At 66.3% G+C, this 21,612-nt stretch carries 21 protein-coding genes; 19 read left to right on the top strand and 2 right to left on the bottom strand.

All coding sequences use genetic code 11. From position 1 onward, the window contains the following. Nucleotides 1–16: 16 nt before the first annotated feature. The 18 genes from HMI58_RS05345 (at nt 17) to HMI58_RS05260 (ending at nt 18,285) form a co-directional block, all read left to right on the top strand. The gene (locus HMI58_RS05345; protein ID WP_171584558.1) at nt 17–418 is read left to right on the top strand and encodes a helix-turn-helix domain-containing protein; all 402 of its coding nucleotides are present in this window, start codon (nt 17–19) and stop codon (nt 416–418) included. A gap of 6 nt (nt 419–424) precedes the next feature. Further along, nucleotides 425–1,483: an LLM class flavin-dependent oxidoreductase gene (locus HMI58_RS05340; RefSeq protein WP_171618402.1), complete on the top strand. Its 1,059-nt coding sequence runs from the start codon at nt 425–427 to the stop codon at nt 1,481–1,483. Next, on the top strand, nt 1,480–2,031 hold the full coding sequence (locus HMI58_RS05335; protein WP_171618401.1) for an NAD(P)H-dependent oxidoreductase: 552 nt from the start codon (nt 1,480–1,482) through the stop codon (nt 2,029–2,031). The genes HMI58_RS05340 and HMI58_RS05335 overlap by 4 nt, the downstream gene beginning before the upstream one ends. A gap of 155 nt (nt 2,032–2,186) precedes the next feature. Next, nucleotides 2,187–2,858, top strand: a complete 672-nt coding sequence (locus tag HMI58_RS05330) for a GntR family transcriptional regulator (RefSeq protein ID WP_171618400.1) — start codon at nt 2,187–2,189, stop codon at nt 2,856–2,858. A 173-nt stretch (nt 2,859–3,031) separates the two neighbouring features. After that, nucleotides 3,032–3,769 (top strand): SDR family NAD(P)-dependent oxidoreductase, encoded by a 738-nt coding sequence (locus tag HMI58_RS05325; RefSeq protein ID WP_171618399.1) that lies wholly within the window; start codon nt 3,032–3,034, stop codon nt 3,767–3,769. Beyond that, a complete protein-coding gene (locus tag HMI58_RS05320) occupies nt 3,762–4,460 on the top strand; it encodes a carboxymuconolactone decarboxylase family protein (RefSeq protein ID WP_225667921.1) in 699 nt (232 codons plus the stop codon). The genes HMI58_RS05325 and HMI58_RS05320 overlap by 8 nt, the downstream gene beginning before the upstream one ends. Beyond that, complete coding sequence (locus HMI58_RS05315; protein WP_171584552.1) at nt 4,457–5,476, top strand: TAXI family TRAP transporter solute-binding subunit; 1,020 nt, start codon at nt 4,457–4,459, stop codon at nt 5,474–5,476. The genes HMI58_RS05320 and HMI58_RS05315 overlap by 4 nt, the downstream gene beginning before the upstream one ends. A gap of 6 nt (nt 5,477–5,482) precedes the next feature. Further along, nucleotides 5,483–6,004 carry a hypothetical protein gene (locus tag HMI58_RS05310; protein WP_171618397.1) on the top strand — a complete coding sequence of 174 codons (522 nt, stop codon included), beginning with the start codon at nt 5,483–5,485 and terminating at the stop codon, nt 6,002–6,004. Then, on the top strand, nt 6,001–8,154 hold the full coding sequence (locus HMI58_RS05305; RefSeq protein ID WP_225667922.1) for a TRAP transporter fused permease subunit: 2,154 nt from the start codon (nt 6,001–6,003) through the stop codon (nt 8,152–8,154). The genes HMI58_RS05310 and HMI58_RS05305 overlap by 4 nt, the downstream gene beginning before the upstream one ends. Next, nucleotides 8,151–9,383, top strand: coding sequence for an MFS transporter (locus HMI58_RS05300; protein ID WP_171618396.1), 1,233 nt, complete (start codon nt 8,151–8,153; stop codon nt 9,381–9,383). The genes HMI58_RS05305 and HMI58_RS05300 overlap by 4 nt, the downstream gene beginning before the upstream one ends. Further along, nucleotides 9,380–10,618 carry an L-2-hydroxyglutarate oxidase gene (gene lhgO / locus HMI58_RS05295; protein WP_171618395.1) on the top strand — a complete coding sequence of 413 codons (1,239 nt, stop codon included), beginning with the start codon at nt 9,380–9,382 and terminating at the stop codon, nt 10,616–10,618. The genes HMI58_RS05300 and lhgO overlap by 4 nt, the downstream gene beginning before the upstream one ends. Beyond that, nucleotides 10,615–11,523 (top strand): dihydrodipicolinate synthase family protein, encoded by a 909-nt coding sequence (locus HMI58_RS05290; RefSeq protein WP_171618394.1) that lies wholly within the window; start codon nt 10,615–10,617, stop codon nt 11,521–11,523. Before lhgO ends, HMI58_RS05290 begins: the two co-directional genes overlap by 4 nt. After that, entirely contained in the window at nt 11,523–12,296 is a 774-nt protein-coding gene (locus tag HMI58_RS05285; RefSeq protein ID WP_171618393.1) for an SDR family oxidoreductase, read from the top strand. Before HMI58_RS05290 ends, HMI58_RS05285 begins: the two co-directional genes overlap by 1 nt. Nucleotides 12,297–12,364: 68 nt before the next feature. Then, nucleotides 12,365–13,267 carry a fumarylacetoacetate hydrolase family protein gene (locus HMI58_RS05280; RefSeq protein WP_171618392.1) on the top strand — a complete coding sequence of 301 codons (903 nt, stop codon included), beginning with the start codon at nt 12,365–12,367 and terminating at the stop codon, nt 13,265–13,267. After that, the gene (locus HMI58_RS05275) at nt 13,260–14,453 is read left to right on the top strand and encodes a CoA transferase (RefSeq protein ID WP_318779145.1); all 1,194 of its coding nucleotides are present in this window, start codon (nt 13,260–13,262) and stop codon (nt 14,451–14,453) included. The genes HMI58_RS05280 and HMI58_RS05275 overlap by 8 nt, the downstream gene beginning before the upstream one ends. Before the next feature lie 45 nt (nt 14,454–14,498). Further along, complete coding sequence (locus HMI58_RS05270; protein WP_171618391.1) at nt 14,499–15,659, top strand: acyl-CoA dehydrogenase family protein; 1,161 nt, start codon at nt 14,499–14,501, stop codon at nt 15,657–15,659. After that, entirely contained in the window at nt 15,656–17,389 is a 1,734-nt protein-coding gene (locus HMI58_RS05265; protein WP_171618390.1) for an IlvD/Edd family dehydratase, read from the top strand. The genes HMI58_RS05270 and HMI58_RS05265 overlap by 4 nt, the downstream gene beginning before the upstream one ends. A 131-nt stretch (nt 17,390–17,520) precedes the next feature. Beyond that, nucleotides 17,521–18,285: a YfcE family phosphodiesterase gene (locus HMI58_RS05260; RefSeq protein WP_171618389.1), complete on the top strand. Its 765-nt coding sequence runs from the start codon at nt 17,521–17,523 to the stop codon at nt 18,283–18,285. A 49-nt stretch (nt 18,286–18,334) separates the two neighbouring features. Here HMI58_RS05260 and HMI58_RS05255 read toward each other — a convergent pair whose 3' ends face one another. Together HMI58_RS05255 and HMI58_RS05250 are read right to left on the bottom strand one after the other, a co-directional pair. Then, entirely contained in the window at nt 18,335–19,006 is a 672-nt protein-coding gene (locus HMI58_RS05255; protein ID WP_225667923.1) for a nuclease-related domain-containing protein, read from the bottom strand. Nucleotides 19,007–19,471: 465 nt separating this feature from the next. Continuing rightward, nucleotides 19,472–20,182, bottom strand: coding sequence for a TetR/AcrR family transcriptional regulator C-terminal domain-containing protein (locus HMI58_RS05250; RefSeq protein ID WP_171618388.1), 711 nt, complete (start codon nt 20,180–20,182; stop codon nt 19,472–19,474). Between the two features lie 104 nt (nt 20,183–20,286). On the opposite strand from HMI58_RS05250, the gene HMI58_RS05245 reads away from it, so the two are divergent. Beyond that, entirely contained in the window at nt 20,287–21,507 is a 1,221-nt protein-coding gene (locus HMI58_RS05245) for a glycosyltransferase (protein WP_171618387.1), read from the top strand. The last annotated feature ends 105 nt before the right edge of the window (nt 21,508–21,612 follow it).

The following is a 21,612-nucleotide window of genomic DNA, read 5'->3' as shown; positions in this document are numbered from 1 at the left end:
CCGAAGGGAGCGCACGATGAGTGACTCAGCCATCCCGGCGCATCAGGCCGAGGCCGACGGCGGGGCTTGCCCCTCGTTCGTCGCCGCCATGGACGTCATCGGCAGACGCTGGAGCGGCATCATCATCGAGGCGATCGGCAAGGGCAACACTGGCTTCGCCGACGTCAGCCGCTTCGTCCCGCAGATCGGCGACACCATGCTCGCCAAGCGTCTCCGTGAGCTCGAAACGGACGGCCTCATCCAGCGTGAAGTGATCGATGGGCGCCCCATCAGGGTGCGCTACTCCCTCACCGTCGCCGGGCTGGCCCTGCTGCCCATCCTCCGGGACATCACCTCATGGGGCCACGCCTACTCGGTCACCGAACAGGCCCCAGCACGCACAGCATCTCCAGACCACAACCTCAGCAAGGGACGATAAACGACTATGGCTTTCGAACTTGGCATCCTCACCTTCGGTGAGCTGACCACCGACCTCACCACCGGACGCATGCCCTCCCCCCAGGAGCGGATGATGCAGACCATCGAACAGGCCCGGGTGGCCGACGAGGTGGGCCTCGACGTCTTTGGCGTGGGCGAGCACCATCGATCGGACTTCGTCGCTTCAGCGCCACACATGGTGTTGGCAGCCGCCGCCATGGCCACGAAGAACATCCAGCTCACCAGCGGTGTCACGGTCCTCAGCTCGGAGGACCCGGTCCGGGTGTTCCAGAACTTCGCCACGCTGGACCTGCTCTCCGGGGGCCGGGCCGAGATCATCGCCGGCCGCGGCTCCTACACCGAGTCCTTCCCCCTGTTCGGCTATGACCTGGCCGACTATTCCGACCTGTTCAGGGAAAAGCTGGACCTGCTCCTCGCCATCCGCGCCCAGAACCCCGTCTCCTGGCAGGGCACGCTGAGGGCGCCGCTGATCGACGCCGACATCGCGCCGCGACCGGTCAGCGACTTGCCCATCTGGGTGGGCGTGGGCGGGACACCCGCTTCGGCAGTCCGCACCGGTCAGCTGGGATTGCCCCTGGCCCTGGCCCTGCTGCTCGGACCGATCACCCAGTTCGAGCGTCCGGTGGACTTCTACCGCCAGGCCTCCGCCGCCGCTGGGCATGATCCCGCCACCCAGCGGATCAGCATCAACGCGCACGGCATGGTCGGCAAGACCAGCCAGAGCGCCCGTGACGATTTCTACCCCTACTTCACCCGCGGGCTGGGCGAGAACAACCACCAGCGCGGTGCCAGCTTCAACATGCCGCGGAACGCCTTCGAGGCCCAGGCCTCACCCGCTGGCGGCCTGCTGGTCGGCAGCCCCCAGGAGATCATCGACAAGCTCCTCACCTACCACGACCTCTACGGCGTCTCCCGTGCCGTGTTCCAGATGGGCTTCGGCGGCGTGCCGCAGCAGACCCACCTGGAAGCCATCGAACGCCTGGGCACCGAAGTGGCACCGGTCATCCGCGCCGAAATCGCCTTGCGCGAATCGGTCAACGCGTGAGCAGGCCGCTGCGCGTCGTCGTCGTCAACGGCAGCCCCACCGAACGGTCCAAGACCATGGGCCTGGTCCGGCTTATTACCGATTCGCTGGCGCAGAAGCTTGAAATCGAGATCCACCAGACCAACGTCTACCACCTCGGCCCCTCCTTCACCGGGGCCACATCGCGGGATGAGCTGGACCCATCGGTCGAGGAGGAATTCGCGGCCGTCGAATCCGCGGACCTGCTCATCGCGGCCACCCCCGTGTACCGGGGTTCCTACGCCGGGATGTTCAAGCACTTCTTCGACCTGGTGGGCCAGTACACCCTGACCAACAAGCCGGTGATCCTGGTCGCCACGGGCGGCAGCGACCGCCATGCCCTGGTGATTGAACACGCACTGCGGCCACTGTTCGGGTTCTTCCAGGCGGCCACCATCCCCGTAGGTTTCTACGCGAACTCCGGCGACTTCGACGGCGACATGGTGCTCAACGCCGAGGTGTACAGCCGCATCGAGGTGGGTCTGGGCGACGTGATGGGCAGCCTGCAGCGCCTCACCACGGTCCGGTGAGGAAGGTGGACATCCGATAGGGAAATCTCCACCCCGGATGTCCACCGTGACCCCCGGTGTCCTGGTTGCTCACCGGAAGAGGCCCGCTGAGAGCCTTTCGGGTATTCGACTAGAGTTATACAGGTGATGAATGCCCTACGGACCCCCGGTGTAGCGTGATCGACGACGCCGATACCGACTCCGGGCGGCCCATCACCGCCCCGGCCTTTGTGCTCGCACAACTGCGCCGGGCCATCATCGCTGGTGAACTTCTTCCCGGCCAGGCACTCCGACAGGATGCGCTCGCAGAACGCTTCGGCGTTAGCCGCGTCCCCCTCCGCGAAGCTTTCAAAGTGCTCGAGGGCGAAGGCCAGGTGGTGTACACGCCACACCGCGGCTACAAGGTGGCCACTCTTTCCCTCACCGACCTCCTGGAGGTGTACCGCATCCGCGAGATCCTGGAGGCGGAGGCCGTCAGGGTGTCAATCAGAAGGTCCGACGACGGCGTGGTCGGCAAGCTGCGGGCAGCAGCACTGGAGGTCGAGACGGCGAGCGCGTCCGGTGACCTGCTCGTCATGACCGAGGCCAACCGCCGGTTCCATTTCCTCATGGTGACCGCAGCCCGGATGCCGCGCCTGGAGAAACTGATCCAGGTGCTGTGGGACGCCACCGAAACGTACCGGTTTGTCTACTACGGTGACGAGGTCAACCGGCACCGGGTGGAAGACGAACACCGCCGTATCATCGACGCATTCGCCGCGCGCGATGCCGAGCAGGTCATTACCCTCCTTAACGAACACCGCGACCACGCGGTCGACGCCCTGAGGGCCTTCCTGGACGCCAGGTGAGCCCCATCACGTAATATTTGTGACCGTCGTTACATTCCGCGACTTAATTGGATACAGTATCCAAATGATCTGGTCACCGCCGAGCAAATCCTTGCTGTCCGCACCCTGGTTGCTCCGGGTACCCAAGTGGAGCGTGTCGCAGCCCAGGACTGACGTTCGCGCGGATGATCTTCATGAGTGACTGGCTCGGCCTGGACGGCCAGCGGGTCCTCGTGGCCGGTGCTGGCGGGATCGGCAGCGCACTTGCCGCAGCCTTCGCCGACGCCGGGGCTCTCGTCATGGTCGCCGACGTCAATCCAGCTGGTCTCGCGGCCCTCGACCCACGGGTCCAGGCGCTTGAGATCGACCTGTCAACCACCGCTGGCTGCGAGGACGCCATTGCCCGCGCGGCCCTGGAGCTCGGCGGCCTCGACGTACTGATGCACGCAGTGGGCGTCAACCACCGGGTCCCCATCCTCGACACCACCGATGACGACTGGGACCGCATGCTCACCGTCAACCTCACCAGCGCCTTCCGCCTGGGCCGGGCCGCCGGGAAGCTGATGGTGGCCGCCGGGTACGGCCGCCAGGTGTACTGCTCCTCCGTGTCGAGCCTCCTCGCCCACCCGGACCACGGCCCCTACGCCGCCAGCAAGGGCGGCCTCAACCAGCTGATCCGCGTGATGGCCCGCGAGTGGGCAGCCGACGGGGTCACCGTCAACGCCATCGCCCCCGGCTACGTGGAAACCGACCTGACCCGCGGGCACCTCGACAAGCCGGGAGTCCGCGAGCACTACACCTCGCTGGTCCCCGCGGGGAGGCTGGGATCGACCGGCGACCTCACCGGCCCGGCCCTGTTCCTCGCCTCCCGCCAGGCCGCGTTCGTCACCGGCCATGTGCTCTACGTCGACGGCGGGCGGACCCTTGTCTAACCAACCACTGCCAGGTCAGCAGCAGCCTGAGCCCCAGACCGAGAAGGCGCACGGCGGTCGCTTCCCGTTGCTGGCACCCGAAGCGCTCACCGACGAGCAGCTCGCCCTCTACAACACGATCGCCGGCCCGCCCCGCGCGGGCGGACCGTTCCTGGTGGTCGACGATGATGGCCATCTGGCTGGCCCGTTCAATGCCCTGCTCTACGCACCGCAGATCGGCCACGCCGTCCAGGCACTGGGTGCCGCCCTGCGGTTCGGCGGGGAATTGTCCAACCGCACCCGGGAACTGGTGATCTGCGCCGTCGCCGCCGAACGCTCCTCGGCCTACGAGTGGTACGCCCACAGCCGGGTCGCCCTCACCGTCGGCATCTCTGCCGACGAACTGGAGAGCCTGCGCGGCGGCCACCTCCCCGCAGACCTGCCCGACGACGAACGCTCGGCCCTGACCTTCACCGCCGCCCTGCTGAACGGCCGGACCGTCTCCACCGAGGACCACGCCACCACACTCGCCCACCACGGCCACTCCGGCATCACCGAACTGTCGGTCCTGGTGGGCTACTACCGGGCACTGTCCGGGTTGCTCGCCGCCGGCGCCGTGGAGGCACCAGCCGTGGAGACACCAGACTCCACCCCCACTACCCATCCGCAATCACTCACCACCACCATCACCACCAAGGGAGAACACTCATGACAACCTCACCACTGCACCGTCGCAGGGTCCGGCTTGCCGCAGCGGCACTCACCGTCCCCGCACTATTCCTGTCCGCCTGCGGCAGCCCCGACACCAGCGGCGGAGGAAGCGGCGGCGGTGACGCCAGTGGCGGCGCCGATGGCGGCATGCTCTCCATCGCCACCGGCGGCACCGGCGGCGTGTACTACCCCCTCGGCGGCGGCTTCGCCACCATGATCCGCGACAACATCGAGGGCTACGACGCCACCGTCCAGGAGACCAACGCCTCCGTGGACAATATGCTGCTGATCGAAAACGGCTCTGCGCAGCTGGCCTTCGCGGTCGGCGACGTCGTTTCCGACGCGGTCGAGGGCGTCAACGACTTCGACGGCAACCCCATCGAGATCTGCTCGCTCGGCAACACCTACAACAACTTCATGCAGGCCGTCACCGTTGACGGCACCGGCATCGAGGGTGTCGCTGACATGGAAGGCAAGGTCGTCTCGGTCGGCGCTCCCGGTTCGGCCACCGAGGTTGCAGCACTGCGCATCCTCGAGGCTGCCGGCATTGACCCCGAGTCAGGCTTCGAGCGCCGTCAGCTCGGCGCAGCCGAGACGGTTGCGGCATTGCGCGACGGTACCATCGACGCCGGCTTCTGGTCCGGTGGTCTGCCCACCGGCGCCCTGATCGACCTGGCCAGCGACGGCGACATGAACCTCCTCAACATCGGCGAGTACGCCGAACAGCTCGCCACCGAATACGGCGAGTACTACGTCGAGGAAGACATTCCGGCCGATACCTACGAGGGCCAGACCGAGGCAGTCTCAGCCATTGCGTCACCGAACATCCTCGTCGCCAGCCCTGACATGGATGAGGAGCTGCAGTACAACATCACCGCAGCGATCTTCGACAACGTGGAAGCCCTCACCCAGGTGCACCCCGCAGCCGTCGAACTGGATGCCGCCACCGCCGGCGACATCCCCTACGTCGAAACCTGCCCCGGCGCCCAGCGGTACTTCGACGAAGCCGCAGGCTAAGCACTGATGCGCAAGCCCGCCGTCGTCGTCGCCGTCCTGGTGTGCCTTGGCACGCTGGGTGGTGGGGCGTTCGCGGTTGCTGCCCAGGACGCCCCCGATCAGGGAGCCTCCGAGCGCAGCATCGTGATCACCAACGACGACGGCGGGCTGGCCTCGGTGGCCCTCCCCGGGGACACCTTCGCGGTCAGTTACCGCAACTCCATCTACAAAACGGTTGCCGAGGAACGCTACACGGTCCTCCCCGACGGCAGTTTCCGGCTCGACCAGATTGCTGCCGACCAGCTCGCGGTGCTCGAAGAGTACTACGGCGTCCCCGGGGCCCCCACCCCCGCGGAACCCATTGACCGGCGGAAGTACGTGGTCGACCCCGACCCCGCGCACCCCGCTGTGTTCACCGAACTTTCCATTGCCGCCACCGATCTTGGTGAACGCACCCTCCACCTGCCCGGAGCAGCGCCCGTTTCGCTGTGGACCCTGGTCGACGACGATCAGCCCTTCATCCTGCTAGACATCAAGGAGACCCCATGACCGAGCGAATTGACGGCGACGGCGCCCTCAAGGCCGGCAAGCAGCACCGCCCCACCCCCAGTGAGGCAATCGATCCGGCACGGCGCGACGAAGCGCGAATACCCGACGACGCACCGATCAACCCGATCCAGCGCAGCGAAGAGATCGACGAAGAGGCGCTGATCGCCGAGTTCGAGGCGGAGAAACCCGCCCGGCAGCTGACCGGGATCCCGGCCATGGTGGTCAAGATCGGCGGCGCGGGACTGTCCCTGTTCGCGCTGTACTGGGTGTTCAACCCGATGGCGACGCAGTTCTACCTCCCCGCGTTCCTGATGATCGGCCTGTCCCTGACGTTCCTCGTCTACCGGGGATGGGGCAGGTCAGCGAAGGCCAAGGAAGCGGGCAAGTCCGATAACCCGCACCTGCTCGACTGGGTGTGCGCGATCGTGGCCATTGTGCCGTTCGCCTACATCATCTCCGACTGGGACCCGTTCTTCCGCCGCGCGATCACCCCCACCTACCTTGACCTGATCATGGGCGTCATCGCTATCCTCGTGGTTTTGGAAGCTGCCCGGCGCACCGTCGGCATCCTGGTGCCCCTCGTGGTGATCGGGTTCTTCGCCTACGCCTACTGGGGTCCGTACATTCCGGCGCCGTTCAACACGTCCTCCTTCGACTGGATCCGGCTGGTGGGTCACAACGTGATGGGCACCCAGGGCATCTTCGGGGTACCCACCGACGTCGCCGCGACGTACATCATCCTGTTCACCGTCTACGGTGCGGTGCTGGGCGCCTCGGGCGCCACCAAGTTCTTCATCGACCTCTCCTTCTCGGCGTTCGGCCAGTCAAAGTCCGGCCCCGGCCGCACCGTCACCCTGGCGGGCTTCCTGCTCGGTACCGTCTCCGGTTCCGGCGTCGCCACCACCGTGACCCTCGGTGGCATCTCCTGGCCACTGCTCCGCAAGGCTGGCTACCCGAAGGAACACGGTGGCGGTATTCTCGCCGCCGCGGGTATCGGCGCCATCATGTCGCCTCCCACCCTCGGCGCGGCGGCGTTCATCATTGCCGCGCTCCTCGGGGTGTCCTACCTTGAGGTGCTGATCTGGGCCACCATCCCCACCCTGCTCTACTACTTCGGCATCATCCTCGCCATCGAAATGGACGCCCGCCGGTTCAAGACGAAGGCCGTCGCCATGGACGTCAAACCGGTCGGCAAGCTGCTGCTGCGGTTCGGCTACCACTTCAGCTCGCTGGCCGCCATCGTGGTGTTCATGGCCTTCGGCATGACCCCCTTCCGCGCCGTGGTGTTCGCCACCATCCTCGCGTTCGTGCTGAGCTTCTTCGACCGCGAGTCCTGGATGACTCCCCGGAAGATCTTCGACGCCCTGGCCACCGGTGCCACCGGCGCCCTCTCGGTCATCCCGGTGATGGCTGCGGCCGGCCTGATCGTCGGCATCATGACCCTGACCGGTCTGGGCCTGAAGCTGGCGAGCATCATCGTCGATTTCGCTGGTGGCAGCCTGCTGCTCACCGCGATCTTCTCGGCCATCGCTGTGATCCTGCTGGGCCTGGCCGTCCCGGTCACGGCGAGCTTCATCATTTCCTGGGTGATCATCGGACCCGCCCTGCAGGACGTGGGCGTTCCCGGCTTCGCCGCCGCGATGTTCATCTTCTACTACTCGGTGCTCAGCGAGGTGTCGCCGCCGACGGCGCTCTCCCCGTTCGCAGCATCGGCGATCACCGGCGGCAAACCCATCAAGACCATGTGGCTCACCTGGCGGTACACCCTGTCCGCCTTCCTGGTGCCGTTCATCTTCGTCCTCTCCGGAGACGGAGTCGGACTGTTGCTGCAGGGCGGTGTCGCCACCGTGGCGCTGGCCTTCTCGGTGTCGCTCCTCGCCGTGGCAGCACTCGCGGTCTCCACAGGCGGCTGGCTGCTCGGACCGGCACGCTGGCCGGAACGAGTCATCCTGGCCATCGGCTCCCTGCCGCTGCTCACCCTTGACCCGGTGAACATCGGCATCGGTGTGGCGATCATCGCCGTCGGCGTCGTGGTGCACCTCATCGGTCGGAAGCGGCACCCGTATGATCCGGACACCGACCCACCCGTCGCGGATGCCGCCAAGGTTGACGCTGCCCCAGCGAAGACAACGGATCCCACGGCTCCATGACCCAAGCACCGTCGACGCATGCAGCAGTCACCATGCTGCAGGCCGTCTCCGTCACCACCACAGGGGTGCTTCCTGCCTTCCTGCTGGGTGCGTTGGCGGTGCAGATCCGAGGAGATCTCGACATTGGACCGGCCGAGATGGGGATGGCAGCAGCCACCCTGTTCACGGTGTCCGGTGTGCTCGCCCGCCCCCTCGGCGGGCTGGTGCAGCGGATCGGTGCGGCGAAGGGCATGGTCGCCTCGGCAACCCTTGCCGCCGTCGCGCTGGCCGGCGCCGGTCTGGCGCCGACGTTCGCCCTGCTGATCGTCGCCCTGTTCGTCGGCGGGCTGGCCAACGCCATGGCCCAGCCGTCGGCGAACCTCGGCATCTCCCGGGCGGTCAATCCGAACCGGCTGGGGCTGGCGTTCGGCGTCAAGCAGTCGTCCATTCCGGCGGCCTCGATGATCGCCGGGATCGCCGTCCCGGTGATTGCCCTCGCGGTGGGCTGGCGGTACGCGTTCCTGCTCGGCTCACTGATGGCCATCGCCATCGCAGTCTGGGCGTTCTTCAGCGCACCCGGCACCCGCCCCACCCAGCCGGGGGAAACCCCCAAGGCTGACCGGGGCACCCCCAGGGGCGGCCTGGTAATGCTGAGCCTGGGCGCGGGGTTTGCTGCCGCTGCTGCCACCTCGCTGGGCGTGTTCCTGGTGGACTCAGCAGTGGAATCCGGGATGGCACCCGGAACCGCCGGCCTGTTGTTCGCTGGTGCCGCTCTGCTGGGGCTGGTCATCCGGATCCTGCTGGGCCTCGGTATGGACAAGTATCCGCAGCGCAGCCCACTGGTCTTGATCACCAACCTGCTGGCCCTCGGCGTGATCGGCTACCTGCTGCTCGCCCTGGGGACCAGTTCGCTGCTGTTCGTGCTCGGGGCGCTGCTCGCCTACGGTGCCGGCTGGACCTGGCCCGGCCTGGTGCACTTCGCAGTGGTCCGGGACAACCGCGCCAACGCGGCCACCGCCACCGGGGTCATCCAAACCGGGCTGTCCCTGGGCGCCGCGGCCGGACCGCTGCTGTTCGGTTTGCTGACGGCCGCCACCTCGTATGACACCGCCTGGCTGGCGGCCGCCGTCGTCGCCGCCCTGGCCGCCGTGACCTTCACGGTGGCGCGGCGGATGATCCGCCGGTCGCGGGCGCTGACTGCGGCCGGAGAACCAGACCACACCCTGACCCCCATGGAGGAGAAAAAATGACGCCCACGCGTTTCGCAGTGGTGGGAGGTGGCATCGTTGGTGCCGCCGTCGCCCGCCGGTTGCTGCAGGTCCAGCCCGACGCCGAGGTGACCGTGCTTGAGAAGGAGCCCATCCTCGCCGGTCACCAGACCGGCCGGAACTCAGGCGTCGTCCACGCCGGGCTCTACTACACGCCCGGTTCGTTAAAGGCGAAGCTCTGCCGGCAGGGTGTGGACCTGCTCAAGGAGTACTGCGAAGAGAAGGGGCTGCCCTACGACGAGTGCGGCAAGGTGCTCGTCGCCCGCAACCCGGTCGAGGAAGGCCGGCTCGGCGACATCATGGAGCGTGCCGTCGCCAACGGAGTGCCCGGTGTGCGCCTCATCAACCAGGCCGAGCTGCTGGAACTGGAACCCCACGTCAAGGGAACCTCCGGCCTGCACTCGCCCCACACGGCGATCGTCGACTACGGAGCCATCACCCGCTCCCTCGCCATGGATGTCGAGGCTGCCGGTGGCAGCGTCCACACCAACTTCGAAGTCACCGCGCTGACCGAACGCGCCGGACAGACAGTGGTCACGGGCAAGCATCGCGGCACCGAAACCTCCGACACCTACGACATGGTGATCGTCTGCGCCGGGCTGCAGGCGGACCGGGTGGCAAAGCTCGCCGGCGACGACGACGACCCCAAGATTGTGCCCTTCCGCGGCGAGTACTACCTGCTCCGCCCCGAGCGCAAGCATCTGGTCCGCGGCCTGGTGTACCCGGTGCCCGACCCCCGGTACCCGTTCCTCGGCGTACACCTCACCCCCACCACTGACGGCGAGGTGATGGTGGGCCCCAACGCGGTGCTGGCCCTGGCCCGCGAAGGCTACAAGTGGTCCACCATCTCACCCCGCGACCTCAAGGACGCGGTGATGTACTCGGGCTTCAGGTCCTTCGCGAAGCAGCACTGGCGCACCGGCGCCGCCGAGATGCTCGGGTCACTGAGCAAGCGCCGGTTCGTCGCCGAAGCCCGCAAGTACGTTCCCGAGATCACCGCCGACGACGTCATCCCCGGCCCCCGCGGCATCCGCGCCCAGGCGCTGACCCGCGACGGCTCCCTGGTCGACGACTTCCGGATCACCCGGCAGGGCGCGGTGCTGTCCGTCAGGAACGCGCCCTCCCCCGCCGCCACCTCCTCCCTCGCCATCGCGGAGCACATTGTCTCGCTGGCACTCGAGAACGACTCCGACCGAAAGGACACCTCATCCCTGTGACTATTTCACCTCTTTCCAAAGGCCTCTGGGGCGTGCTCGCCACGCCCTTCCACGGCAGTGACTTCGCCGTCGACACCGAGTCGCTCCGCAGCGAGGTCCGCCTTTACACCGGGCTGAACTCCACCGGCATGGTGGTCCTCGGCGTCTTCGGCGAGGGCGTCACCCTGGACACCGCCGAGCAGACCCTGATTGTGCAGACCGTCGCGGACGAAGCCGGGGACACTCCGCTGGTGGTCGGCCTGTCGGCACGGTCGACGGCGGTCGCCGTCGAGCAGGCACGCACCGCCGTCGCCGCGGCCGGCAGCAACCTCGGCGCCCTGATGGTGCAGGCCAACAGCGCGAACCCGGAGCTGCTCGCCGCACACCTGACAGCGATCAACGAGGTCATCCCCGCCGACACGGGCGCCGGGATTGTGCTCCAGGACTACCCGGTGGCCTCGGGAGTGAAGATCAGCGCCGCACAGATCCTCAGCGTGCTGGAACTGTGCCCGTTCATCAGTGCCGTGAAATCAGAAGCACCACCGACGGCCGTGCCCATCGCGGCGCTCACCGCAGCCACGGCGGTGCCGGTCTTCGGCGGACTGGGCGGCGTCGGCCTGCTCGATGAACTGGCCGCCGGTGCTGCCGGGGCCATGACCGGGTTCTCCCACCCGGAAGGGCTGCAGGCCGCACTGACCGCGTTCGCCGAGGGCGGTTTCCCGGCCGCCCGCGCGGCGTTCGCCCCGTGGCTGCCGCTGGCCAACTTCGAGGGTCAGCCCGGGATCGGCCTGGCAGTCCGCAAGGAGATCTTGCGCCGCCGCGGCATCATCGCCGACGCCGCGGTGCGCCCGCCCTCGCCCACGTTGCCGCCGGCCCTGGCCGACATGATCGACGCCCACCTTGATGCTGTGAAGGAGATTGCCTGATGGATACCGGACTCAAAGGGAAGAATGTTTTGGTGCCGGGCGCGAGCTCGGGCATCGGCCTGGCCATCGCCCAGGCGCTGGCCGACGAGGGCGCCAACGTGGTCCTCGCGGCCCGCCGCGAGGACGTGGTGCAGGCCGAAGCGGCCAAGCTGCCCTCCGCCGTCGGGATCGCGCTAGACCTGACCGACGACGGCGCCCCCGCCGCGCTGGTCGAGGCGGCCGAGAAGGCTTTCGGCCCGATCGATGTGCTGATCCTCAACAGCGGTGGCCCACCTCCCGGCGGCGCCGCCGACGTCAGCGACGAGCAGGCCCTCGCCGCCGTGCACCAGCTGCTGCTGCAGCACATGCGGCTGACCAACCTGGTGCTGCCCGGCATGCGCGAGCGCGGCTGGGGGCGCATCGTCGCCGTCGGGTCCAGCGGCGTACAGCAGCCGCTGCCCAACCTGGCGCTCTCCAACATCGGCCGGGCCGGGCTGGCTGGCTACCTGAAGACGCTCGCCGCCGAGGTGGCGGCCGACGGCGTCACAGTGAACATGGTGCTCCCGGGCCGGATCGACACGGACCGGGTGGCCTCCCTTGATGCCGCAGCGGCCAAGCGGACCGGCAGCACGCCGGACGAGGCCCGCGCCGCATCGGAGAAGACCATCCCCGCCGGCCGGTACGGTGCGCCCGAGGAGTTCGGCGCCGTCGTCGCGTTCCTCGCCAGCGTCCCCGCTGCCTACGTGACGGGCGAACAGATCCGCTGCGACGGCGGACTGGTCCGCGCGTACTAGCTTGCTCGAATCGCCTGAACCCTTCCATCTCTCGACCTCTTGACCCTGAACAGAAAGAAGCGCTGACCATGCACCTGGCCTCAGTCCGCGAAGGCGGCGACGAACTCGCCGCAGTGATCCACCCCGAGCGCGGCGTCGCGCTGGTCCGCGACCTCATCCCCGGCTTCTCCGGTGACCTGCTCGACCTGTTGGCCACCGATTCGCTCGGGAAGCTGGAGTCGTTCGCCGAGACGGCGGACACCGCGGTGTTCCGTGACCGCGATTCGGTGACCTTCGGCGCCCCTTACCGGCATCCCCGGATGCTGTGGGGCATCGGCCTGAACTATGTGGAGCACGCCTCGGACCTGTCCGAGGGTGTCCCGGATGAGCCGGCGTCGTTCATCAAGGGCGACCACACCATCATCGGCCCGGGCGAAAACATCACCATCCCGCGGCAGAGTGTGCGCACCACCGCCGAAGCGGAGCTGGGCCTCGTCATCGGCAAGTACTGCCGCGACGTGGAGCCGGAGGACGCGCTGTCCTACGTGGCCGGCGTCGTCACCCTGCTGGACCAGACCGCCGAGGACATCCTGGAGAAGAACCCCCGGTTCCTCACCCGGTCCAAGAACTTTCCCGGTTTCTTCTCCTTCGGTCCGGAGATTGTGCCCCTCGCGGAGGTGGCCGACGACGCCGGCTCGCTGGCCGCCGTCGAGGTGTCCACAGTGATCAACGGCGAGGTGCACCGCAGCAACGTGGTGGGCAACATGAGGTACTCCCCCGAGTACCTGGTCAGCTTCCACAGCAAGGTGATGCCCCTCTACCCGGGCGACATCATCTCCACCGGCACACCAGGCGCCGTGCACATCAAGGCGGGCGACGTGGCGGAATGCCGCATCCCCGGCGTCGGTGTGCTCAGCAACCCGGTGGTCGACCAGGAAGCCGCGTCTGCCCAGGAGGACCATCATCAGAAAGGCAGTGGCGGTAGTGAGTAACTCACCCGACGACGGATTGCCGGCGGGACCCCTGGACGGCATCAAGGTGGCCGACTTTTCCAGGGTGCTCGCGGGGCCGTTTGCCTCGATGATGCTGGCCGATTTCGGGGCCGACGTGATCAAGGTGGAAAGCCCCTCCGGTGACGACACCCGCAGCTGGACGCCGCCGGTGGACGAGTACGGGGTGGGCACCTATTTCTCCAGCGTGAACCGCAACAAACGCTCGGTGGTGTGCGACCTGACCACTCCCGAGGGGAAGGCGGCGGCGTTGGAGATCGCGTTGACGGCCGACGTAGTGATCGAAAACTTCCGCCCCGGCATCATGGAGCGGTTTGGGCTGGACTACGACTCCCTGAAGGACCGGCGCCCGGACCTGATCTACTGCTCCATTACCGGGTTCGGCAGCACCGCCGGCGCTCACCTGCCCGGCTATGACCTGCTGGTGCAGGCCGTCGGCGGGCTGATGAGCGTCACTGGCGGGCTGGATTCCGAGCCGAGCAAGGTCGGCGTGGCCCTGGTGGATGTGGTGACCGGGCAGAACGCCGTCGTCGGGATCCTCGCCGCCCTGCGGTCGCTGGAACAGACCGGGGTGGGCCAGCGGGTGGATGTGAACCTGTTGTCGTCGCTGCTGTCGGGGCTGGTGAACCAGGCGTCGAGCACTTTGGCCACCGGTGAATCGCCGCAGCGGATGGGCAACGCGCACCCGAGTATCGCACCATATGAGACGCTGCGGACCGCTGATGGTCCGCTGGCCGTCGCCGTCGGGACCGACAAGCAGTTCGCCGGGCTGGTCCGGGTGCTCGGCGTGCCCGAGCTCTCCAGCGATCAGCGGTTCGCCGGGAACTCGAACCGGGTGGCCAACCGAGTGGCGCTGAAGTCTCTGCTAGAAGAACAGCTGGGGTCGAAGTCCGCCGCCGAGTGGTCGGAGCTGCTCAGCGTCGCGGGCGTGCCCGCCGGGAAGGTGAACTCGATTGTCGAGGCGCTGGAACTTGCTGACACGCTGGGCCTGGCCCCCGTCGTCGAGATCGCCAATGCCGAGGGGTCGCGGACCAGCCAGCAGGTCGCCAACCCGATCCACCTCTCCGGGACTCCCGCCCGCTACCGGCGCCCGCCGCCCCTCCTCGGCGAGCACACCGGCGCCGCCTTCGACATCCCCGCCGTCCCCGCACTGCACCACCTACAGTGAAAGCAGGATCCCCCAGTGACTTCCTCAACAGTTGAAAGCAGAACCATGACTGACATGTCAGACCTGATCGGTATTGAAGGCCTCCTCTCCCCGGAGGAGATCGCCCTGCGGGAGACCGTGCGGTCCTTCGTGGACACCGAGATCAAGCCGAACATCGCCCAGTGGTACGACGACGCCGTCTTCCCCATGGAGATCGTCCCGCAGATGGCCGAGCTGGGCCTGCTCGGCATGCACATCAAGGGCTACGGCTGCCCCGGGAAGTCGTCGGTGGAGTACGGGCTGGCCGCGATGGAGCTGGAGGCCGGCGACTCGGGTCTACGCACCTTCGTGTCGGTGCAGGGCTCGCTGGCGATGAGCGCCATCTACAAGCACGGCTCCGAGGAGCAGAAGGCCGAGTGGCTGCCGCAGATGGCCGCTGGCACCGCGATCGGTGCGTTCGGGCTGACCGAGCCGACCGCCGGCTCCGACCCAGGAGCGATGCAGACCTTCGCGAAGCGCGACGGGTCCGACTGGATCCTCAACGGCGCCAAGCGCTGGATCGGCCTGGCCTCGGTGGCGAAGCTGGCCATCATCTGGGCAATGACCGACGACGGCGTCCGCGGCTTCGTGGTGCCGACCGACAGCCCGGGGTTCGTGGCGACGCCGATCAAGCAGAAGCTTTCCATGCGGGCGTCCATCCAGTGCGACATCACCTTGACGGACATCCGGTTGCCGGAGAGTGCGATGCTTCCGAACGCCAAGGGGCTGCGCGGCCCGTTTGAGTGCCTGAATGAGGCGCGCTACGGCATTATCTGGGGCGCCATGGGTGCGGCCCGGGACAGCTACCTCACCGCATTGGCCTACTCGCAGGAGCGTCTGCAGTTCGGGAAGCCGTTGTCCGGTTACCAGCTGACGCAGGAGAAGCTGGTGAACATGGCGCTGGAGATCAACAAGGGCACGTTGCTGGCGTTGCAGTTGGGCCGGTTGAAGGATGCGGGGACCCTGCAGCCGTACCAGATCTCGGTGGGCAAGCTGAATAACTGCCGGGAGGCGATCGCGATCTGCCGTGAGGCGCGGGCGATGCTCGGCGGCAACGGTGTCACCCTGGATTACTCGCCGCTGCGGCACGCGAACAACCTGGAGAGTGTCAGGACCTATGAGGGCACCGACGAGGTGCACACCCTGATCCTGGGCAACCACATCACCGGCGTTCCCGCGTTCCGGTGAGTGACGCCGCTGCCCGCGCTTCTTCAGGTCCCGGCGGTAGTCCCGCCACCGGTATCCGTAAGGGCCTGACCAACTACGGGGACGCCGAGTTCTCGCTGTTCCTGCGGAAGGCGTTCATCAAGGGTGCCGGGTATTCCGACGATGCCCTGGACCGGCCGGTGATCGGGATCATCAACACGGGCAGCGGGTTCAACCCGTGCCACGGCAACATGCCGGCACTGCTGGAGGCAGTGAAGCGTGGGGTGATGCTCGCCGGTGGGTTGCCGGTGGACTTCCCCACGATCTCCATCCACGAGAGCTTCTCGCAGCCCACCAGCATGTTCCTGCGGAATCTGATGTCGATGGACACGGAGGAGATGATCCGCGCCCAGCCGATGGACGCCGTCGTGCTGATCGGCGGCTGCGACAAGACCGTGCCCGCCCAGCTGATGGGTGCGGCGTCGGCTGGGGTGCCGGCGATTTCGCTGGTGACCGGGTCGATGCTGACCGGCGGTTACCGGAACGAGCGGGTGGGTGCGTGCACCGACTGTCGCGCATTCTGGGGCAAGTTCCGGGGCGGGGAGATTTCCAAACCAGAGATCGACGACGTGAACTCGCGGCTGGTCGGCAGCGTCGGCACGTGCTCGGTGATGGGGACCGCCAGCACCATGGCCTGCCTAACCGAGGCGATGGGGATTGCGATGCCAGGTTCGGCGTCGGCTCCCGCAGTCACCGCCGACCGGGTGCGGATCGCTGAGGCGACCGGGACGCAGGCCGTGGCCTTGGCGGCGGCTGGTACGAAGATGGACACCATCCTGACTCAGGAGTCGTTCGAGAATGGGCTGCGGGTGCTGCTGGCCATCGGCGGCTCCACGAACGCGATCATCCACCTGACCGCTGTGGCGGGTCGGTTGGGGATCCGGTTGTCGCTGGAGCAGCTGGACCGGATGAGCACAGAGACGCCGGTACTGGTGGATCTGAAGCCGTCCGGGGAGTACTACATGGAGGACTTTCACCGGGCGGGCGGCGTTCCTGCAGTGCTGCGTGAACTGGGTTCGCTGATTCACCGGGATGTGCCGACCGTGACGGGTCGGACGCTCGGTGAGGAGATGGACGACGCCGGTCCCGGCTTCCCGCAGGACATCATCCGCACACTGTCCAACCCGGTGTACCCGGAGGGGAGCCTTGCGTTCCTCCGCGGGAACCTCGCTCCGGGTGGGGCGATCATCAAGCAGGCCGCAGTATCCCCTGCGCTGCTGGAACACACCGGACCCGCTGTGGTGTTCGAGAACACGGCGGACCTCGCGGCGCGGATCGATGATCAAGATCTGGAAGTCACCGCCGATTCGGTGCTGGTGTTGAAAAACATCGGACCAGTTGGAGCCCCTGGCATGCCCGAGGCAGGGTATCTGCCGATCCCGAAGAAGCTTGCCTCTCAGGGGGTGCGCGACATGGTGCGCATCTCGGACGGTCGGATGTCCGGCACCGCGGCTGGCGCGGTGGTGTTGCATGTGACTCCCGAGTCGGCGGTAGGCGGTCCGTTGCGGCTGGTGCGGACGGGCGACACGATCACGTTGAGTGTGAGCCGTCGGTTGATCCAGCTAGAGGTGTCCGATGCGGAGCTTACCCAGCGGGAATCAGCCATGGGTCCGGCAGCGCCAGTTGTCCCGGAGCGTGGCTACCGGAAGCTCTTCGTAACCGAGGTAACGCAAGCGGACGAGGGCTGTGACTTCCGCTTCCTTCAGGGCTAGACATCTGGGCCGACCATCTGACTAGCCCTCGAGCGAGCGGGACGGCGAAGATGCTCCACGATCCTGTGATGCATTACAGCGTCCGTTGGGACTTGCTGGGCCGTTGGCTGAGTGTCATGCACACTTAGTGGATGGTGGCGACGATCGCGGTTCTCTCGGACATTCACGGAATGCTTCCCGCGCTTGATCGCGTTCTTGCAGAGCCCGCAGTGCAGACAGCCGATCTGATTGTGGTGACGGGTGATCACACTTGGGGACCGCAGCCGGCGGAAGTACTCGACCGCCTGACGGGACTCGGAGGGCGGGCGATTCTTGTTCGTGGGAACGCTGACCGCGAGCTGATGCAGATGGCTCACGGCATCGACGTGGGTCTCGATGACGACACGTTGTCAGTCTGGGGCAGCCGTCAGCTGTCGCCTGCGCACATTCAACTGCTCGAAGAAATGCCCGAGAGGGTGACCCTCGATGCGGCCGGTTTTGGATCAGTCCTGTTTTGCCATGCGACACCACGCGATGACGAGGAAGTCGTCCTTGTGGACAGCCGATTAGAGCGCTGGGAGCAGGTGCTTCAGGACGTTCCTGTAAACATTGAAACTATTGTCTTTGGACACACTCACATGCCGTTTATGCGGCTCGCAGGTAACCGGTTGGTGATCAATCCGGGCAGTGTCGGCCTTCCATATGGACGACCGGGTGCACATTGGGCGCTCCTTCATGACGGAGCGGTGACGCTTACCCGGACCTTGTTCGACGTCGAGGAACTCATCGATGAAGTTACCGACAGGTCGACGTTCCCCGGGGTCGCCGGTTGGCTCGACGAGATGATCCGGCAGCCCGCGTCGGATTCCGAAGCTCTCAAAGCCTTTGCGCCCAGAGACGGACGTGCGTCCCAGTAGACCGTCCATTAGCGTGCTTCCGATCAACTTCGAACATTGACGCTGGACGTCACGCAGACTTGAACCGTAGGGCTACCAATTCACGCGTCCTCACCACATCAACCTTGCCAGCCGTCCGCTCGATGAGCGCTGCGGCTAACCGTTTCGGCCAAAGCACCTCAACGCCACGAGTCGAGAACGCACCACCGATGAGGGGCCAGTCTGCTTCGACAAAGCACAGTGCCCCGGTGACCGGAACATCGCCGACGACCTCCCGCACAACGTCTACTTGCTTGAGCATCCCATCGACCAGCTTGGTGCAATCACGCCGACCAACCAGGAGCTTCTCGACGCGTGGGCGGACGAAGCCACCCTCGATCTTCAACTCAGGCCTTCCCTTGTACCGCTTGGCATCAATCACCCAGATTCCACCGGGAGTGATGGCGATGTGGTCGATGTTGGCCTTCGAACCGGGGATGCGCCGGTCGTGCAGGACAGCTAGGCCATCGGCTGCCAGGGCATTTAGCCGAGTGCCAAGGCGTTCCTCACCGATCGCGCCGCGATCCCAGGACTTGGTGTGCGTCCGCTCGTCAGAGAGAGCGACGGCGAGACCGCCGAGGCGACCCCACTTCTCGCGGAGCTTTTCTTCGTCCTTCGCCTTACGGCGGTCATATTCGCGCCGGGCGGACGCCCCGGCTACTCCAGACTCAGCAGTTAGCGATTCACCACAAGGAGGTTGCAAGTCGGGGGACGTGGTTTCCGCAGTAGTCGCGGCGGCACATGCCAAGCAGCGGACGGTCTTCGTCTCGCTCTCGTAGATCGCTTCCGTCCCGCCCGGAAGAGACGCACCGCACAGCCGACATGATCCGGCATACCGAAGCCTCATTTGCTTCATGAGAATGCATTATGGATTCTGAGCGCGGACCAAGCCTGACTATAGATCTCGGCGGTTAGGCCGCGGATAAGCTTTGCCATGGCTCAATCCTCACCCATGTCAGGACTATTCGGAGTATGCCGCGCAGCGCCGTTGTCCTCGTGATCATTCAAAGCCCTGAGCCGATTTCAACAGAAATCGAGCCAGCTATGCGGTAGCGAAGTCGTACCGCCCGTAACCGGTCCTTCACCGCGACACTTTTCCACCGCTCCCCTGTGACTGTTAATTCAGAATGGCGGGTTTCCACAGCTCGGTTTGGCGGTTCAGGTGCCCTCAGGTGGGCCGGACGGCAATTTGAAGGCCCACGCCCGCCAGGTAATTGGTGATGACGCTGTTGAACACTTCTTCTGGTCTCTCGGGGTCGTGGTGCCCGGTGAGTGCGCCCGCCAGGAACGGGTAATTCCCGGACTGGACTACATCGGAGAGATACTGCAGGCGCGCGTTCGCCCCGTCGAGGCCCGTCCCGGAGCTGGCGGCTGATGCCAGCTCATTTTGTACAAAGGCGGAGGTGATGGCTGTCATCATGGCCACGGTCTGCAGCTTGGCGGGCCCTGGCATGTCCACCGGCTCCATTGCGGACAAGGCTCGCTCCAGATATTTGAGAGCGTTGGGGCCCATTGAGGGCCGGGTCAGCAGCAGCGGAGCCAGCCACGGGTGCCTGTGCATAATGGCCCGGCCCTGCCGCGCCAGATTCAACAGCTGCATCGGTGGCGGTTCATCGGAGGGGTCAAGGTCGTATTCACTACTGACCGCGTCAACGATGAGCTCGATGAGCTCGTCGTGCGATTTGAGATACCGGTACAGGGACGCCCCGCCGGCTCCGATGCCGGCGGCCACTCGTCGAATAGACACCGCCGTCAGGCCGTCCCCGTCGGCGATATTGATCGCCGCCGCGGCAATTCCTGCGCGTGAGTGTTCCGGTTTCGGTCCGACGCCGGAACGCTCCGGCCGCAGCCAGATATCAACGCGGTCATGAGAGGGCATACCTGTTCCGCCTTTCGTCTAGCCGCCTAGGTTAGGTTCCGTACCTATTCCACTATATTCTTGATTGCGAACGGTGATCGCAATCAAGCGGAATGAGGAATGTTATGCGGGTACTAATGATTACGCCAGGGACCCGAGGGGATGTTGCCCCGATGGCCGGGCTTGGCAGCAGACTTCAAGCCCTGGGCTTTGACGTCGCAATCGCGGCGAATGCCGCCTACGCCCCGCTGGTCACCGCGGCCGGGTGTGAGTACCGCGAACTGCCCGGAGATATGAGCCACTTGGTCAGCCCCGCCGCGCCGGGTAAGAAGGCCACGGGCGGGGATCTGCGCCGGTACATGCGCGAACTCGGTGACTACATGGACCTGGCCGCGACCGGCACCCTTGCTGCGGCCGAGGCCGGTACCGACGTGATCCTGGCCAACGCGGTCGCCCCCTATGCCTACGATGTTGCTGAGGCCTTCGGTGTCCCCGCCATCGGTGCCCACTTGCAGCCGATCGAACCCAGCACCGCCTATCCGCCCGTGACCCTGGGATCGGCACGCAGCCTCGGATCGGTCGGAAACAAGCTTCTCGGGTCTCTCATATCCGCTGGGAAAGCACCCTATGATGCCCCGAGCGCCCGCATCCGCCAGACGCTCGGCCTACCCAAAAAGGCCCGGTCCGCATCCGACCGTACCCGAAGGAAAACCAACAGTCCCGTTCTTCACGGCATCAGCCCCACCGTATTCCCGCGCCCGGCGGACTGGCGATCCGGGCTCACCATGACCGGCTACTGGTGGTCGGAAGTTGAGCCGGGCTGGCAGCCACCTGCGGAGCTGGTCGAATTCCTCGCGGATGGACCACCCCCGGTGTTCATTGGCTTTGGTAGCAGTGCGGCCCTGGACGCAGAATTCATGCTCGACGCCGCGCGCCGTGCCGGGGTTCGCGCGGTACTGCAGGGCGTACAAGGTGTCTCCGGCCCCGAGGTCATCAGTGTCGGCGCTGTTCCGCACGAATGGCTGTTTCCCCAGATGGCCGCTGTCGTCCACCATGCCGGAGCGGGGACCGCCGCAGCGGGGCTGCGCGCTGGTGTGCCGACCGTCAGCGTCCCGATCTATACGGACCAACCGTTCTGGGCCACACGGATCACGTCCCTCGGCGCGGGCCCGCAACCGGTCCCCTACAAAAAACTCAACACCGAACGACTGGCCGACGCAATCACGCAGGCCACAACGACGCCGGCCTACGCCGCACGAGCACGCCAGCTGGCGGCAAAGCTCGCAACAGAAGACGGAACCGCGCCCGTCGCGACAGCGCTGCGGACCGCTACAAAGCAGATGTAGCGCGTCCCGAAATCGTTCGTATTTGCTACAAGCACCGTTGCTGTCGCCAGTGTCGTTTTCAGTAGCTGTCTGCACGGGCGCCCGCGGAATTCCGGGGTAGTGCAG

This window comes from Arthrobacter sp. 147(2020) (genome assembly GCF_013116715.1).
Taxonomy (GTDB): domain Bacteria; phylum Actinomycetota; class Actinomycetes; order Actinomycetales; family Micrococcaceae; genus Arthrobacter_D.
Note: the sequence above shows the minus strand (reverse complement) of the source record. Positions and strands in the feature narration are given on the sequence as shown.

What these genes read in the sequence shown, in the direction of transcription:
- HMI58_RS05285 (WP_171618393.1), top strand. Translation starts at nt 11,523, where the DNA reads ATGGATACCGGACTCAAAGGGAAGAATGTTTTGGTGCCGGGCGCGAGC.
- HMI58_RS05305 (WP_225667922.1), top strand. Translation starts at nt 6,001, where the DNA reads ATGACCGAGCGAATTGACGGCGACGGCGCCCTCAAGGCCGGCAAGCAG.
- HMI58_RS05280 (WP_171618392.1), top strand. Translation starts at nt 12,365, where the DNA reads ATGCACCTGGCCTCAGTCCGCGAAGGCGGCGACGAACTCGCCGCAGTG.
- HMI58_RS05345 (WP_171584558.1), top strand. Translation starts at nt 17, where the DNA reads ATGAGTGACTCAGCCATCCCGGCGCATCAGGCCGAGGCCGACGGCGGG.
- HMI58_RS05270 (WP_171618391.1), top strand. Translation starts at nt 14,499, where the DNA reads ATGACTGACATGTCAGACCTGATCGGTATTGAAGGCCTCCTCTCCCCG.
- HMI58_RS05325 (WP_171618399.1), top strand. Translation starts at nt 3,032, where the DNA reads ATGAGTGACTGGCTCGGCCTGGACGGCCAGCGGGTCCTCGTGGCCGGT.
- HMI58_RS05250 (WP_171618388.1), bottom strand. Translation starts at nt 20,182, where the DNA reads ATGCCCTCTCATGACCGCGTTGATATCTGGCTGCGGCCGGAGCGTTCC.
- HMI58_RS05315 (WP_171584552.1), top strand. Translation starts at nt 4,457, where the DNA reads ATGACAACCTCACCACTGCACCGTCGCAGGGTCCGGCTTGCCGCAGCG.
- HMI58_RS05300 (WP_171618396.1), top strand. Translation starts at nt 8,151, where the DNA reads ATGACCCAAGCACCGTCGACGCATGCAGCAGTCACCATGCTGCAGGCC.
- lhgO (WP_171618395.1), top strand. Translation starts at nt 9,380, where the DNA reads ATGACGCCCACGCGTTTCGCAGTGGTGGGAGGTGGCATCGTTGGTGCC.
- HMI58_RS05310 (WP_171618397.1), top strand. Translation starts at nt 5,483, where the DNA reads ATGCGCAAGCCCGCCGTCGTCGTCGCCGTCCTGGTGTGCCTTGGCACG.
- HMI58_RS05260 (WP_171618389.1), top strand. Translation starts at nt 17,521, where the DNA reads ATGGTGGCGACGATCGCGGTTCTCTCGGACATTCACGGAATGCTTCCC.
- HMI58_RS05245 (WP_171618387.1), top strand. Translation starts at nt 20,287, where the DNA reads ATGCGGGTACTAATGATTACGCCAGGGACCCGAGGGGATGTTGCCCCG.
- HMI58_RS05340 (WP_171618402.1), top strand. Translation starts at nt 425, where the DNA reads ATGGCTTTCGAACTTGGCATCCTCACCTTCGGTGAGCTGACCACCGAC.